A 14,470-nucleotide genomic window follows, 5' to 3' on the forward strand; every position below is an offset into this window, starting at 1 on the left:
ACTACAAGGAGCATGCTTAATGGAGAAACAGTTGACCCGTTCTGATTACTTATTTGTTCTCATCTTTATTTTTATGCTGGTACTGGCCCTCGGAACTTTTTTCCTCGGCGTACGATTGGGTCAGGAACGTTCCGAAGCGAAGTATGCCGAACTGTTCTCCAAACAGACAAATGCCGCCCAAGAGTATTCCGCCTATCATCAACAGTATTTGGTGTCTTATTATCATACCATTTATCAGCCGTATAGGGAATTTCAGAACAGCTGGTTCGATAAATTAAACGCGCTCGAGCTGAACCGTTCCGCCGACGTCTCCTTGATATTGAAAGATTTGGCCAAGCTGGCCAAGGACAAATACGGCGAAGTCAGCAGCGCGTCAATGCCGGACTCCTCGCCTTTGCTGCAGGAAGGCCAGCAAAACTATGCGAAAAGCCTTAAGCTCTTTAACGAAGCCTTAAGCGGATTTCAATCCAAAGCCAATGCGATTCCCGCCGCTCAAGCGCTGGATGAGCTGAACAAGGACGCGTATATTGTCGAAGCGAAAAAGTTCGCTCTGACCGCACAGCAAAATTATTACGACGCCATCGTAAAATGGAATGCCGCCGATCACCCCGACATTAAGCTCGCCGACCCGGCCAAGCCGCTCAATGTGACGGACTGGAGAGCGCTGTCGTTAAACGCCAAAAACGACTACGTCGCCGCCATGCTTGCCGCTTCACAGACGTTCAGACCGTTTACGCCCCAGGACATGACCAGCCGGATCGATGAGATGGTGGCGACGGGGCAAGCGGGCAAAATGAATTTGAATCAGGTGCAGCCCGTAGCGGACGTTCTGCTCGCCACGGACGCCGTTCGCGCCGGCGACTTTATCCGCAGCAAGAGCAGATGGTATGCGGGCGAAACGCTGCCGCAGCTCCCCTTCTTCATCGACGAGCCGCAGCCGTGATTCGCGCGGAAGCCAATGTGCCGCGCCATTACAGCAAAAGCCGCCTCGCGGGCATCGCAGTTAACCTGCTTGCCGCTAGCGGCTTGTTTGCCGTTCTAACATTTCGGCCTCAGTCGTATTGAAAACCGCGCAGCATGGCCACGGCCGCCATCCCGCCTTCCACATTGATCACCTGCTCATACCCGTGCTGCCGCAAGTAATAGCATACGTTTGCGCTTCTCAGGCCATGCGCGCATACGATGTACAGCGGCTTGTCCTGGGGAAGCTCGGGCAAGCGGGCGGGAATCGTATTCATCGGTATCAGCTTGGCCTCTTCCAGATGATAATAATCCCACTCCATCGGCTCCCGGACATCAATAATCAGAGCATCGCCCAATCGCTTCCCGTCCACCTTCTCCAGAAACTCTCTTGGCTCGATATATTCGAACGATTCCATAAGGCTGGTCCTCCTTTTTTCGCGGCTGTAATGAAGAATAACGAAAAATTCACAATTGATCAAGTAAAAACCATTGCAATCTAAAGCAATTTGCCATAAAATATGGTTTGTATCCGGATAAAGACGAACAATTAGCAGTAAATATCCGGTAAGCGTACGTAGATTGCCCTAAGAGGTCTAGGCTAATTCAACGGCTGAAACAATCGTTTCGACACCTATTGACACGACCTGAAAGGCATGGTACGCTAATGAAAAATTTCAACTAGCCAGCAATGACATTGACGGAGACAATGTAAACCGGTAATGCGCAGAGAGCCGACGATCGGTGCGAGTCGGACATTATCATTTACGTGGAGCACTCCCGAGTCGCTGTTTTCGAAATGGCCTTCGCTTTAAGCGAAGATCTGTGTAGACTCAGCCGCCTAGAACCCGTTATCGTTCCGAGTCGACAGACTCATGAGGCTGCGCGTGCGAGCGTGCAGCGAATTAGGGTGGTACCACGAGAGCAGCTCTTCGTCCCTTTTATACGGCAATCGTATGGGGATGAGGAGTTTTTTTATGTTCTTTTTTCAAATTATAATAAAATGGAGGTCTGTAAACAATGTTTAAAGTGTTAGTTATGGATGGCATCAGCGATATGGGGATTCAAATGCTGTACGACGCGGAAGATGTCGAGGTTGACAAAAAATCCGGCCTTTCCGAAGCCGAGCTGGTCGCTATCATCGCCGATTACGACGCTTTGATGGTACGCAGCCAAACGAAAGTGACCGAGAATATCATGGCTGCAGCTTCTAAGCTGAAAGTCGTCGGCCGCGCCGGCGTCGGCGTCGACAACATTGATCTGGAAGCCGCAACCAAACGCGGAATCGTCGTCATCAACGCCCCCGACGGCAACACTATCGCCACTTGTGAGCTGACCTTCGCTATGATGATGTCGGTCGCTCGTTCCATCCCGCAAGCGTACAAGAAAACCGTCGGCGGCGAATGGGACCGCAAAACGTTCGTAGGCGTAGAGCTTCGCAACAAGACGCTGGGGATTCTCGGCATGGGCCGGATCGGCAGCGAAGTAGCCAAGCGCGCCAAAGTGTTCGGCATGGACGTGATCGGCTACGACCCGTTCCTGACGGAAGAACGCGCCGAAAAAATCGGCGTAAGACTCGGCACCGTCAACGAAATCGCGGCGCAAGCCGACTTCATTACCGTGCATACGCCGCTGACTAACGAGACCCGCCACATCATCTCCCGTCCGCAATTCGAGCTGATGAAAAAAGGCGTAAGAATCGTTAACTGCGCGCGCGGCGGAATTATCGACGAAGGAGCTTTGGTCGAAGCGATCGACGCAGGCATCGTAGCCGGAGCGGCATTCGACGTATTCGAAGAGGAACCGCCTCGCGCCGAGCATCCATTCCTGAACAATCCGAAAATTATCGTAACGCCTCACCTCGGCGCATCGACCGTAGAAGCGCAGGAGAACGTAGCGATCGACGTGTCGGAGGAAGTGCTTCACATCTTGCGCGACCAGCCGTTCAAAAACGCGGTGAACATGCCTCCGGTACCGCCGACCGTGCTCAACAAGCTGCAGCCGTACTTCGGTCTCGGCGAGCATCTCGGACAATTTGCCGGCCAAATGACCGATGGCGCGGTGAACGAAATCGTCGTCAATTACTCCGGCGATTTGAGTGACGTCGACACCACTCCGCTCACTCGCTACATCGTTAAAGGCATTCTCGCCAATCAGCTTGAAGGCGTCAATATCGTTAATGCCATGCACCTGGCCAAAACTCGCGACGTGAACATCGTAACGCAAAAATCGACGGCATCCAAAACGTTCACCAACCTCGTATCCGTCACCTTGAAGACGAAAAACGAAGAGCGCACTTTGGCTGGAACGCTGCTGTCCGGCTACGGCGAACGGATCGTGCAAATCGATCAATACCCCGTCGATATCGCGCCGCAAGGCAACCTGCTGTTGATCTCGCACAACGATAAGCCGGGTATTATCGGCAAAGTGGGCACGCTGCTCGGCAGCAACGACGTCAACATCGCGACGATGCAGGTAGGACGCAAAGTATACGGCGGTTCCGCCATCATGGTGCTGACAACCGACAAACAAGCTTCCAAGGATGTCCTGGATCAGCTGATCAAGCTCCCCGAGCTGACGAACGTCCGCGAACTGACTTTGGAATAGTACGGTTCGGCCCCGATTTGTTTCACGGACAACAAGATTTAGCTTCTTTTTTCAACAAAAATAGCGAGCTTCCGATATCGTATCGGAAGCTCGCTTCGTTGTTTCGAGCCGTTTCGCGAAAATGTCTGAAAATTCCCATTAGTTAGAAAACGACTGTTGTTTTGGCAAAATGACCGTAAACGTCGTGCCCTGCCCTACGGCGCTCTTCACTTGCACCGTGCCGCGATGGGCTTCCACGAGGTTGCTGACGATGGACAACCCCAGCCCCGTCCCTCCGGTAGTCCCGCGCGTACGCGCTTTATCCGCCTTGTAGAAGCGCTCGAATATATACGGCAGATCCCCGGCCGGAATGCCTTGTCCCTGATCGGTAATCTCCAGTATTACCGCCTCTTTGCCTTCATACACGGAGGGGGCCGCCTTCATCTGAATTTGCGCGCCGGCCGGCGTATGCCGGATCGCGTTATCCAGCAGATTCGTCATCACCTGCTCCAGGCGGTCTTCATCCGCGTCCGCAACCAGCGGCTCGCCCTCCGGCAGCTCGCAGGTCATCGTAATGTCCTGCTCCTTCGACAGCACGGCGAACTTGCGGTGCATCCGCCGCATGAAGCCGGCGATATCAACCTCGCGGAAGTGAAGCTCCAAATTGCCGTTTTCCATCTTGGCGAGGTCGAGCAAATCTCTGACGAGTCTGCCCATGCGGAGCGACTCGTCGTGTATAACCTGAGCCAGCTCCTTGCGCTCTTCCGGCGACGAGGCGATATCGTCGATCAGCGCCTCGCTATAGCCTTGCAGCATCGAAAGCGGCGTTCGCAGCTCATGCGATACGTTGGCTACGAAATCTTTGCGCAGCTTGTCGAGCCGAAACTCCTCGGTTACATTGCGCATGACCGCAACGACGCCTCGTACGACATCCCGCGAGTAGAGCGGCGCCATCACAATGGACCATACCTCATTTTGCACATGCAGCTTCGTGGCAATTTCCTTGGCTTCGTTGATCACCTGCTCGAACAGCGGTCTTACCGGCGCAGGAATCGTATCGACCCGAATCCCGTCGCCCGCTTCCTCCCCGCCATCCGTATCGAATTCTTCCCACTCGATTTGGTTCCAGTCCCTGACGATCATATAGCCTTGCGGATTGGTCAAAATCACCATTCCGTCCGCATCGAACGTAATCACCGCATCCGCCATACTGCGCAGCACGCTTGACAGATGTTCTTTCTCATGGTTAAGCGCCTTGATCGTATCCGACAGCTCTTCTCCCATCCGGTTGAACGTTTTGGACAGCTCGCCGATTTCATCGTCCGAAGAGATCGGCACCCGCGTACCGTATTCTCCATGGGAAATAAGATCCGCCGCTTTCCTAAGCTGCTGCAGCGGCTGCGTAATCCGGGTGAGCAAGAAGAACGCGAAAAACGTCGTCATCAAAAACCCCGCCATCGACACATAAGCGAATAGTCTCATGACATACGCCTGCGTCGCTTCGACCGATTGCGTCGATTGGTACAGCACGGCGGCTCCGATCACCTTCTGCTGCGCCGAATCCCTCAGCGGCACGGCGACTGCGGAATACAAGCTGTTCGTGCGCTGCTTCACGCCGCCTTTGCCGGCTACCTGATTATCGATGATCGTTCCGTTAAATACGTTCTGCATATCCTGCTTGCTGAAAAAATCATTATAATGCAAATCATCCAAGCTGCCCGCTTCTTCCGAAAACCCGGATTGGTTGAAATCCGTATCGACGATAAATACGGTCGCCTCTTGAGCGCTTAGCAAATCGTTGACCATCATAATATAATGGTCGTCCTCGCTGTGAACCGAAATCCCGTTCGACACCTTCAAAGCGAGCTTATGCAAATTCTCGATCTGGTCCTGCGACTTGGGAAAGGAAGTTTGGATATATTGAAACAGAAACAAGCCCAATACCATCAAGATGACGGCGACCAGGCCGATAATCGTGATCCACAGCTTACCGACTATGCTTCTGAGTATGAACACTTATTTAGGCACCTCAAGCTTGTAACCGACGCCCCAGACGGTGGTGATCATCGAAGCGGCGTCCGGAGAAACCTTATTGAGCTTTTCGCGAAGCCGTTTGACATGCGTGTCGACCGTCCGCAGATCGCCGAAAAATTCGTAATTCCATACATCCTTAAGCAGCTCCTCCCGGGAAAATACTTTATCGGGAGATACCGCCAAGTAGTGCAGAAGCTCGTATTCCTTCGGCGTCAGCGCCACTTCTTGCCCGCCCGCCGTAACGCGGTGAGCGTCGTGCTCGATGACGAGATTCGGGAAGACGATATTGTTGCTCGAATTTACCTCTTTGGACAAATAGGCGGTTACCGACGATCTGCGCAAAATCGCTTTGACCCGATAGATCACTTCGCGCGGACTGAACGGCTTGACGACGTAATCGTCGGCTCCTACTTCAAAGCCCTGCACGCGGTTCGTTTCCTCCCCTTTGGCGGTTAGCATGATGACCGGGGTAGATTTGACCTGGCGCAATCTGGCGCAAACTTCATTGCCGTCGATCCCCGGCAGCATAATATCGAGTAAAATGAGGTCGTAGTCGGTTTCCAACGCTTTCTTGAGCGCGCTTTCGCCGTCTTCCGCTTCCTCGATCGTGAAATTTTCTTTCTCCAAGTACATTCTCAGTAAACGGCGAATGCGCTCTTCATCGTCGACTACCAAGATGGTCATTTTTCTATCCGACATCGGCCCCAACCCTTTCTAAATGAAATGCACTCTCTTCATTATACGCCTGCATACGAGTGAAGCCCAGCGATGACCAGATTAACGCCGATCAACGTGAACATCACGACGAGAAATCCGATAACGGACAACCATGCCGATTTTTTGCCGATCCATCCTCTGGACAAGCGAAGATGCAAATATGCGGCATAAAATAACCATGTAATTAAAGCCCATACCTCTTTGGGGTCCCATCCCCAGAAGCGTCCCCATGCTTCCGCCGCCCAAATCATGGCGAAGATGAGCGCTCCCAGCGTAAAGATCGGATAACCGATCGCAATCGCGCGGTAGCTGATCTCATCGACATCATCCGCGTCGATCCCGTTCATCAGCGGGCTGATGGCAGCGGACAGCGACCGGCGCGCGATTAACCGAAGCAATCCGTACAGGATCAACCCGCCGAGCACCGACCAGATGACCGTATTCAGCTTTCTGGCGGCATTGCTGCCCTTAAGCCATGAAGGGGATTCCATAGGAGGTGTCGTCATGCCGAGGAACGGCTTCATCTCCAGCACCTGAGCGTCCGCAGGCTGCACGAGCGGCGGCAAAACGTAATCGACCGTCTGCTGCACCGCCGTTTCCGCGCCCTCTTCCATTGGCAGAGCGAATTTGGCGTGATAGCCCGACGCATTGAAGCCGAAAATCGTAACGACGAAAGCAATGATCACGACAAGGAAAAACATCGTGAACTCGACGCCCTTTTGTTCCCGGCGATCCGTCTTCGAGGTTCCCTTAAAATTAACGCTGCGCAGCAGGTACATAAGGCCGGCCGCGAAGCCGACGGCGAAGAACGCCTCTCCCGCCGCCGCCGTCGTCACGTGGATTTTCAGCCAGTAGCTTTGCAGCGCCGGAATGAGCGGCTGCACTTCTTTCGGGAATACCGACGCGTACGCGATAATGATAATGCCCACCGGAAGCGCGAAAACGCCGAGCACCGGCGCGCGGTAGATCAAGTAGACGATAATAAACGCGAGCATGATCATCATGCCGAGGAAGGTCATAAATTCGAACATGTTGCTCGTCGGAATATGCCCCGCCTCAGCCCACCTTGTGAAGAAGAAGCCGGCGTGACAGGCTAAGCCGATAATGGAGAAAATAAGTCCTGTTTTCCCCCATCGTTTCACATGCCCTTCCGGATCGTCCCGATTCCAACTTTTCCCGGCAATAGCAAGAACGAAGATAAGAAACGCTACGTTGTATACAATGAAAGCAAGTAGCAATAACGTGCTGCTGTTCACTACGACACCCCTCCAGCCTCTAACGTTTTGGGATCCGCGTCAATCCCCGATTTGTGAAGAACCTGGGCGACCTCCTTACGGATGCCGAACCAGTTTTTGTTCGTATGCGCGCCTAACGACAGCTGTCCGTCGTCGATGCGCAGCCATATTCTGCGGTGATGCCAGTAAAAGCCCATGACCAGCCCGATCATGCTGATTCCCGCCCCGACCCATATGAACGGAAGCGCGCGGTCCACGCGAATGTTCAAGTAGCTCGTATATTCCGAGAACTGCACGTCATCCATCGAGTTAACGGACAGCTCGAACTTGGAAGCGATAGCTCCGTTAATTTGATCCTGGGAGAACGCTTCTTTATCCACCTGGCGCGGGAAATACATGTACGGCTGCCCTTCGGGAGCCAGTCCCGGCCCTTTGATGTAAAAAATAAACGCAGGCGCTTTCGGCTCGTTCGATTTGGTCATCGGCAGCCCTTTTTCGTCCAATCCGAATTCGGGGAAGTAGCCCTTCAGCGTCAATTCATACGGTCCGGCCTGATACTTGTCGGCAGGACGGGTCATGGACAGGTCCAATGCGCCGTACACTTCTCCGGTCTGTTTATTTTTCAGGGACGGCTTGACCGAAATCAGCAGCGGATCTTGCTTGAAATCGTACTGATAGGCCAGCAGACCTTTATAATTCAACGGCTCGTTCACGATAATATTTTGCCGGTGCACCTCTTCCAGCTTCGGCTGCTTGAGAGGATCGTCGCAATCGGCCGTGCATTTGTACAAAACCGCTTTCGTTTCGTAAACTTTCGGCACGGCCTGCTCCTTCGCCCGGAATCCCGGCGACATCTCGTCCTCGCTATAAAACTCCAGCGTAAACTTCTCATTTTTCAAATAATAAGAGGTTTCCGGAATTTTGACGATTTGCCCTTCGGGAAAGGCGACGTATTGGTCCATATTCCATCCGGGAAGACTCCTCATTAAGACGGCCAACAAAAAGATAATAAGCCCGATATGGTTAATATACGGCCCCCAGCGGCTGAATCGGTTTTTCTCGGCCAACAAGGCCGTTCCGTCGGTATGTACGCGATAATGCTGTTTCCTTAACGCTTCGGCCGCTTGCTCGACCCATACTTTTGCAGCCTCGTCCGCGCTTTCACAGGATGGACCGCTCGTCGGCAGCGGCCCCTTGTAGGATACCTTCTGGCGCAAAATAAAGTTGGTATGCTTGCGAATCTGCTGCTTGTTCAGCGCGCGGTACAACGGAAGCACCCGGTCCAGACTGCAGACGACAAGCGAGGTGCCGAGCATCAGCAGCAAAGTAATAAACCACCAGGATTGATATGTATGAGATAGCCCCAACTGGTAATAAATCTCGCCGATCGTTCCGTAGGTGTCTTTGTAATAGGTGGACGGATCAAAATTGACGAAGTTGCTCTCCTGGGTAAAGATCGTGCCCAGCGCAGCTCCCAGCAGAGTAATGATAATAAGATAGATGGCAATTTTGACGGAGGAGAAGAAGTTCCACACTTTGTCGAGCAAGCCCGGATTTTCCCTCTGTGAACGTCTTGCCACGCCATCGTAGCGCATCTCCAGCGGAGCCGACCCATCGTCGTCGAACAACGGCTTCCCGCACGATTCGCAAAGCACGGTTCCGAGCAAATTCTGGTGACCGCATTCGCATTTGGTATTCTGAATCATGATGTCCTCCTAAAGCGTCTGACTGATGGCCGAGCGGCCGGCCCGCGCTTCTGCCCCGTTCATGCCTTTCGTTCGCCGCAAAAGAGGGCTCCTGTTCACGGCAACGGTCGGAAACCCTCTTTTCATAGACGAATAGTGCGGATGAACAAGAATTGCGGCACAAAACGCCGCTAACGATGGACTGCCATCAGACGTAAGCCAGCCGTTATTTACTCGAAGCGGCAATGGTTGCAAGTGTTTGCTCTATGTAAGCTTCATCCATTTCGCCGATCCTGATCGTAGCGATTTTGCCGTCGGGAGCGATGAAAAAGGTTGTAGGATACTGCATGACGCCATACCGCTTCCGGGTTTCTTCCTTGTCGTCAAGCAAAATCGGAAAATGAATCTTGTACTGGTCGATGAAACTTTGCACCGTGATCTTGCTCTCTCCAAGGTTGACGCCAAGAAAATCGGCGTTCTGCTTATTCAGCTTATCGTACTGCTGCTGAATGGCCGGCATTTCGTTCTTGCAGGGCGGACAAAACGTCCCCCAGAAGTTGACCATAACCGTTTTCCCCTTATAATCGGAAAGCTTATGCTGTTTGCCGTCCAGTCCGACGAGGGTAAAGTCGGGGGCCTTGGACCCTTCGACAGGCTTCTTGTCCGTGGCGTATAAATTGTTGAACAGCGTAAACGCCCCGATCACAACGACCACGGCAAAAATGGCCAACTGCACCCAACGTTTATTTTTTCCCATTATGTCACACCTCAAACAATCGCTATTCGAGTCTAACCTCATTATATCGAAATTTGACGCCAGCGCTTATTTGCCTTTTTGAATTTTATGTGTCTTGAGAGCGCTATCGATAAGCTCCTTCACTTCCTGCGGCTTTAAATGACGGAATTTGCCCCGAGGCACGCCGGTCAGCGGAATCGGCCCGAATTGAACGCGTCTCAGCTTGATTACGGGATACTGAATCGCTTCGAACATACGCCGGACCTGGCGGTTACGCCCTTCATATATCGTAATCGAAACTACAGTTTCATTCTTTTCCGGATTGATGTCATAATATTCAACCTCGGCGGGGGCGGTCAGACCGTCCTCCAGCTCGATTCCCTCTCTCAGCTTGTCCAACAGCGTTCCGTGCGGAACTCCCTTGACCGTGGCATGATAAGTACGCGGGACATGATGCTTCGGATGCGTCAGCAGGTTGGCAAATTCTCCGTCGTTGGTTAGCAGCAGCAAACCTTCGGTATCGTAATCGAGCCGCCCTACCGGATAGATCCGCTCTTTGACCGCTTTAAGAAAATCCGTAACGATTTTTCTTCCGCCCGGATCGGATGCGCTTGTAATAACCCCTTTAGGCTTATTAAACAGAACGTACACTTTCTTTTGTTGACGAATAGCCCGTCCATCCACTTTGATCACATCCTTCTGAGCGTCGACCTTCACTCCCAAGGTTGTGATCACTTCATCGTTCACCTGCACGCGGCCTGCAGTGATTAATTCCTCGCACTTTCTTCGGGAGGCCACTCCCGCTTCTGCCAACACTTTTTGTAGTCTTTCCATTGGACTCTATTCACCTCAACCCTAATGATACCTATCATCGGGTGAAATCACAAGCTGAGACCAAGGGAAATAACCGCCGGGACACGAAATCGTATGCGGAAATATGTCGTCGGACTGAAATTCGTGCTTCTCCGCAAGCCGAAGAATCAGCTTATTCAAGACGAACAGCTGCTCCTTCTCCTGGGCTGTGAAGGCTCTGCGGGGCTCGGAGTAATCTCCTTCCAGGCAAATATGGATATATAGCGGATCGGTCTGCTCGGAGGCAGGAATAATGGACCCGTCTCGGGCTATAAAAAAATCATAGCCTTTTCCGTTAATGGAAGAACATGCGGAATGATGAATGACAACGCCGTAAAACTGCACTCAGCTCACCTCTTATCCGTTCGCTGGTACAGTATATGTGCGGAGAAAATCGGGGGTTCTAGGCGAAGACCAAATAACAGATGACGACCGAGGCGAGAAAGCCGACCGCGTCGGAGATCAGACCGACCTTGAGCGCATAGCTGGCCTTGCGGATGCCGATGGCGCCGAAGTACACGGTGATGACGTACATGGTCGTGTCCGTGCTGCCTTGAATCGTCGAGGCGATCCGGCCGATCAGCGAATCGGGGCCGAACTGCTGGATCAAATCCGTAGTGAAGGCCAGCGAGCCCGCTCCTGTAATCGGCCGCAATATGGCCAGCGGCAGCACCTCGCTGGGCAGCCCGAGCATCTCGCAGAACGGGCGAATCCAGCCGATAAGCAGCTCCATCGCTCCGGATGCGCGAAATACGCTGATGGCGACCATCATCCCAACCAGATGCGGAATGATCCGGATGGCGGTATCGAAGCCGTCTTTGGCTCCTTCCACGAAGGACTCGTAGACAGGGATTTTACGGTAGGCGGCGAACAGGGGGATAAACACGATAATAACGGGAATCGCCCAGGCCGAAATCATATTTATCCAAGAGTACAATGGAGATCATCCTTTCCCTTTCGGATTGTTCCTCCGGTTCTTAGGTATCACGGTGCTGCGCTGCCGATACCACTTATCCACGAGGATGGCGGCGAGCGTAGAGATAAAGGTTGCAAGCAGCGTCGTGCCTACGATCTCCGCCGGATTGGCGGAATTGAAGTTCATCCGGATCGCGATCAGCGTCGTCGGTATCAGCGTAATGCTCGCCGTATTCAGCGCAAGCAGCGTGCACATCGCGGGACTTGCCGTATCCTTGTCCGGGTTCAGCAGCTGCAGCTCCTGCATCGCCTTGATTCCCATGGGAGTGGCCGCATTGCCGAGACCGAGAATGTTGGCGCTCATGTTCGACATGATGTAGCCGATGGCCGGATGATCCTTCGGAACGCTCGGAAACAGGAAGCGGACGATCGGGCGGAGCAGGACGGCCAGCTTCTGCAGCAGCCCCGCGTCCTCCGCAATCCGCATCATGCCGAGCCAAAACACCATAATGCTGATAAGCCCGAAGCATACCGTCACTCCGCTTTTGGCTCCGTCGAACGCCGCCTGCGTGACGAGCTCGATCTTCCCCTGGAAGGCGGCGACGGCGAATCCCGCTACGATGAAAAACAACCATATAAAATTGACCATTTCCGCTGGCTCCCTTCCCGCCGGCATTTGGCGCTTTGGCTTAGCTTTGGCTTAGATCGCGCGTCCCGTAAACAATACGCGGACGAGAAATTGCATAATATACAGCCATTTCTCGGTGAACGACGCTTCCCATTCATCGCTCGCCGAAAATGACATGGACGAGCTTTCCTTTTCCTTCAGACGGGAACTGCCCTTCTCGTACAGCGGAACGTTTCCGATAGGCTTGCCGTTCAAACTGAACTCCAGTTTTCCCATCTCGCCGAGCCGGTAGTTGATAGAAGCAGGATCATTCAACTGCACCTTGGAGCTGAACTGGCCTTGCTCCGAATCCAGAGCCGGATAAGAGAAGGCGTTGCCCGCGACATAATCCGTCCCCTGCACAGGATCGCCCTTGGCGGTCAGTTTCTTCAGGGGGAAGTTCTGAAAGCCGTAATCGAGCAGCTTCGCATGATCCGCCCAATCATCGCCGTCGTTGAGCGTAACGACAGCGAGCTGCTGGCCGTTGCGCGTAGCGGACGAGACGAGACAGCGCTTGGCTATTTTCGTGTAGCCTGTCTTGACTCCGTCGGCTCCTTCGTACAAGCTGAGCATCTTATTTTTGTTCATCCACGTGTAATCCCACGGATCGTTCGGGTTCGGCGCCTTCTTCACTTTGGTTTTCACGATATCCCGAAATACCGGATTTTTGAGCGCATAGGCGGCCAGCAGCGCCATATCGTTGGCGGTCGAATAATGCCCCTCCGCATCCAGTCCGCTCGGATTTTTAAAGCTGGAATTGCGCATGCCGATGAGGCGCGCCTCTTCGTTCATCATGTAGGCAAAGCCCTCGACCGTTCCGCCGACATGCTCCGCTATCGCCGTTGCGGCGTCATTGCCGGAGCGGAGCATCATGCCGTACAGCAAATGATGCAGGCTCATTTCTTCGCCCAGCCGCAAGTAGATCGACGAGCCTTCTTTGCCGAACGCGTTTTTGCTCACTTTCACCACGTCGGACAAATTGCCCTTTTCAATGGCGACGATCGCCGTCATAATTTTGGTCAGACTTGCGATGCGCATCGGTTTGTCCCCCTGCTGGCTGTACAAAATCCGCCCCGAAGTAACATCGATCAAAGCCGCCGTCTCCGCGTGGGTCGATACGGGCGGGGCTGCTTCTGCCGGTGTTGACCCGTTCATTACGGTAAAGGTCAAAACGATTGCCATGATGAGCGATCCCAATCTTTTCATGTGGCTCCGGTCCTCCTAAACTTGAGTACTCCCCGTCTTACTCCCTGCTTGTACTTTTTGTCGGGACAGCGCAGCGGCGGCTCCCCGAGGAAACTATTCTTAAGTCGGCAAGCGGGACATCTTGTACATGTATATGCTTAAAGAGCCGCGTTATGTCCTCTTCCTTATCGGCGTATGAAACCGGCTTTATTTCGAAACAGCGCAAAAAAACCTACGGGGAACCGTTAAAGTTCTGAACTGCACCCCAATTGTTAGACACAAGCTAACAATTGGAGGTGCAGTTTTTTATGAGTAGATTCAGTGTGAAGGAGAAGTTCCAGACCGTACAAGATTATTTGTCAGGAAAAGAATCCTATTCTGAGATCGGGGCACGCATTGGAATCGATTACAAGTCCGTTATTAAGTGGGTAGCTTTCTATCGTGCACATGGTATGGAAGGTTTAGCTGCACGGTATACAACGTACTCGAAAGAGTTTAAAATGGACGTACTTCGATTTATGAACGAATCAGGAGCGTCTCTTTTAGAAACTGCCGTAACGTATAACATCGCGGCACCTTCAGCCATATCGAATTGGAGAAGGATTCTGGAAGAAGAAGGCGAAGACGCCCTGGAACCAATGAAAAAGGGGCGTTTATCTATGAAAAAAGAAAAGAAAGCAACTCCTGTTGAAGGTTCGATTGAGGCATTACAAGCCGAAATACAGCATCTGCGGATGGAGAATGCTTATTTAAAAAAGTTGAACCTGAATTTCGAAAGCGCATAAGAATGCGGTGGCGATCATCCAGGAGCGGATCAACAACTGTGAATAAGTGGGAGTGGGACCAGCGAAATTTTGAAACCAATATCCACATGGGGATAACTCCCCCCTCCCCAGAA

The 14,470-nt window shown here is 52.7% G+C and carries 14 protein-coding genes; 3 read left to right on the plus strand and 11 right to left on the minus strand.

What is annotated here, in order from left to right:
* The first annotated feature begins 19 nt into the window (after positions 1-19).
* Positions 20-943: a hypothetical protein gene (locus tag SK3146_RS05595; RefSeq protein WP_249864153.1), complete on the plus strand. Its 924-nt coding sequence runs from the start codon at positions 20-22 to the stop codon at positions 941-943.
* Positions 944-1,052: 109 nt separating this feature from the next.
* Here SK3146_RS05595 and SK3146_RS05600 read toward each other — a convergent pair whose 3' ends face one another.
* Positions 1,053-1,379 carry a rhodanese-like domain-containing protein gene (locus SK3146_RS05600; RefSeq protein WP_249864154.1) on the minus strand — a complete coding sequence of 109 codons (327 nt, stop codon included), beginning with the start codon at positions 1,377-1,379 and terminating at the stop codon, positions 1,053-1,055.
* A gap of 601 nt (positions 1,380-1,980) precedes the next feature.
* Here SK3146_RS05600 and serA point away from each other — a divergent pair.
* The gene (serA, locus tag SK3146_RS05605; protein ID WP_249864155.1) at positions 1,981-3,567 is read left to right on the plus strand and encodes a phosphoglycerate dehydrogenase; all 1,587 of its coding nucleotides are present in this window, start codon (positions 1,981-1,983) and stop codon (positions 3,565-3,567) included.
* A gap of 138 nt (positions 3,568-3,705) precedes the next feature.
* On the opposite strand, the gene SK3146_RS05610 is transcribed toward serA, so the two are convergent.
* The 10 genes from SK3146_RS05610 to SK3146_RS05655 form a co-directional block, all read right to left on the minus strand.
* Positions 3,706-5,562, minus strand: a complete 1,857-nt coding sequence (locus tag SK3146_RS05610; RefSeq protein ID WP_249864156.1) for a HAMP domain-containing sensor histidine kinase — start codon at positions 5,560-5,562, stop codon at positions 3,706-3,708.
* Positions 5,563-6,279 (minus strand): response regulator transcription factor, encoded by a 717-nt coding sequence (locus SK3146_RS05615; protein WP_249864157.1) that lies wholly within the window; start codon positions 6,277-6,279, stop codon positions 5,563-5,565.
* A gap of 38 nt (positions 6,280-6,317) precedes the next feature.
* Complete coding sequence (gene ccsB, locus SK3146_RS05620) at positions 6,318-7,553, minus strand: c-type cytochrome biogenesis protein CcsB (protein WP_249864158.1); 1,236 nt, start codon at positions 7,551-7,553, stop codon at positions 6,318-6,320.
* Positions 7,553-9,238 carry a cytochrome c biogenesis protein ResB gene (resB, locus tag SK3146_RS05625; protein WP_249864159.1) on the minus strand — a complete coding sequence of 562 codons (1,686 nt, stop codon included), beginning with the start codon at positions 9,236-9,238 and terminating at the stop codon, positions 7,553-7,555. Before resB ends, ccsB begins: the two co-directional genes overlap by 1 nt.
* Positions 9,239-9,443: 205 nt before the next feature.
* The gene (gene resA / locus SK3146_RS05630) at positions 9,444-9,974 is read right to left on the minus strand and encodes a thiol-disulfide oxidoreductase ResA (RefSeq protein ID WP_249864160.1); all 531 of its coding nucleotides are present in this window, start codon (positions 9,972-9,974) and stop codon (positions 9,444-9,446) included.
* A 66-nt stretch (positions 9,975-10,040) separates the two neighbouring features.
* Positions 10,041-10,787, minus strand: a complete 747-nt coding sequence (locus tag SK3146_RS05635) for a pseudouridine synthase (protein ID WP_249864161.1) — start codon at positions 10,785-10,787, stop codon at positions 10,041-10,043.
* Between the two features lie 21 nt (positions 10,788-10,808).
* Positions 10,809-11,150: a peptidoglycan recognition protein family protein gene (locus SK3146_RS05640; RefSeq protein ID WP_249864162.1), complete on the minus strand. Its 342-nt coding sequence runs from the start codon at positions 11,148-11,150 to the stop codon at positions 10,809-10,811.
* Between the two features lie 58 nt (positions 11,151-11,208).
* Positions 11,209-11,742 carry a spore maturation protein gene (locus SK3146_RS05645; protein WP_283942809.1) on the minus strand — a complete coding sequence of 178 codons (534 nt, stop codon included), beginning with the start codon at positions 11,740-11,742 and terminating at the stop codon, positions 11,209-11,211.
* Positions 11,743-11,748: 6 nt separating this feature from the next.
* Positions 11,749-12,369 carry a nucleoside recognition domain-containing protein gene (locus tag SK3146_RS05650; RefSeq protein ID WP_249864164.1) on the minus strand — a complete coding sequence of 207 codons (621 nt, stop codon included), beginning with the start codon at positions 12,367-12,369 and terminating at the stop codon, positions 11,749-11,751.
* A gap of 51 nt (positions 12,370-12,420) precedes the next feature.
* A complete protein-coding gene (locus SK3146_RS05655; RefSeq protein ID WP_375295510.1) occupies positions 12,421-13,593 on the minus strand; it encodes a D-alanyl-D-alanine carboxypeptidase family protein in 1,173 nt (390 codons plus the stop codon).
* A 287-nt stretch (positions 13,594-13,880) separates the two neighbouring features.
* Here SK3146_RS05655 and SK3146_RS05660 point away from each other — a divergent pair, with 287 nt between their 5' ends.
* Positions 13,881-14,357, plus strand: a complete 477-nt coding sequence (locus SK3146_RS05660) for a helix-turn-helix domain-containing protein (protein ID WP_249864165.1) — start codon at positions 13,881-13,883, stop codon at positions 14,355-14,357.
* Positions 14,358-14,470 lie beyond the last annotated feature (113 nt).

Origin of the sequence: Paenibacillus konkukensis (assembly GCF_023523925.1) — a bacterium.
Classification (GTDB): domain Bacteria; phylum Bacillota; class Bacilli; order Paenibacillales; family NBRC-103111; genus Paenibacillus_S; species Paenibacillus_S doosanensis.

Bases quoted from the DNA above. Each gene is read 5' to 3' on its own strand.
- SK3146_RS05595 (WP_249864153.1), top strand. From the start codon at position 20: ATGGAGAAACAGTTGACCCGTTCTGATTACTTATTTGTTCTCATCTTT.
- SK3146_RS05600 (WP_249864154.1), bottom strand. From the start codon at position 1,379: ATGGAATCGTTCGAATATATCGAGCCAAGAGAGTTTCTGGAGAAGGTG.
- serA (WP_249864155.1), top strand. From the start codon at position 1,981: ATGTTTAAAGTGTTAGTTATGGATGGCATCAGCGATATGGGGATTCAA.
- SK3146_RS05615 (WP_249864157.1), bottom strand. From the start codon at position 6,279: ATGTCGGATAGAAAAATGACCATCTTGGTAGTCGACGATGAAGAGCGC.
- resB (WP_249864159.1), bottom strand. From the start codon at position 9,238: ATGATTCAGAATACCAAATGCGAATGCGGTCACCAGAATTTGCTCGGA.
- resA (WP_249864160.1), bottom strand. From the start codon at position 9,974: ATGGGAAAAAATAAACGTTGGGTGCAGTTGGCCATTTTTGCCGTGGTC.
- SK3146_RS05635 (WP_249864161.1), bottom strand. From the start codon at position 10,787: ATGGAAAGACTACAAAAAGTGTTGGCAGAAGCGGGAGTGGCCTCCCGA.
- SK3146_RS05650 (WP_249864164.1), bottom strand. From the start codon at position 12,369: ATGGTCAATTTTATATGGTTGTTTTTCATCGTAGCGGGATTCGCCGTC.
- SK3146_RS05655 (WP_375295510.1), bottom strand. From the start codon at position 13,593: ATGAAAAGATTGGGATCGCTCATCATGGCAATCGTTTTGACCTTTACC.
- SK3146_RS05660 (WP_249864165.1), top strand. From the start codon at position 13,881: ATGAGTAGATTCAGTGTGAAGGAGAAGTTCCAGACCGTACAAGATTAT.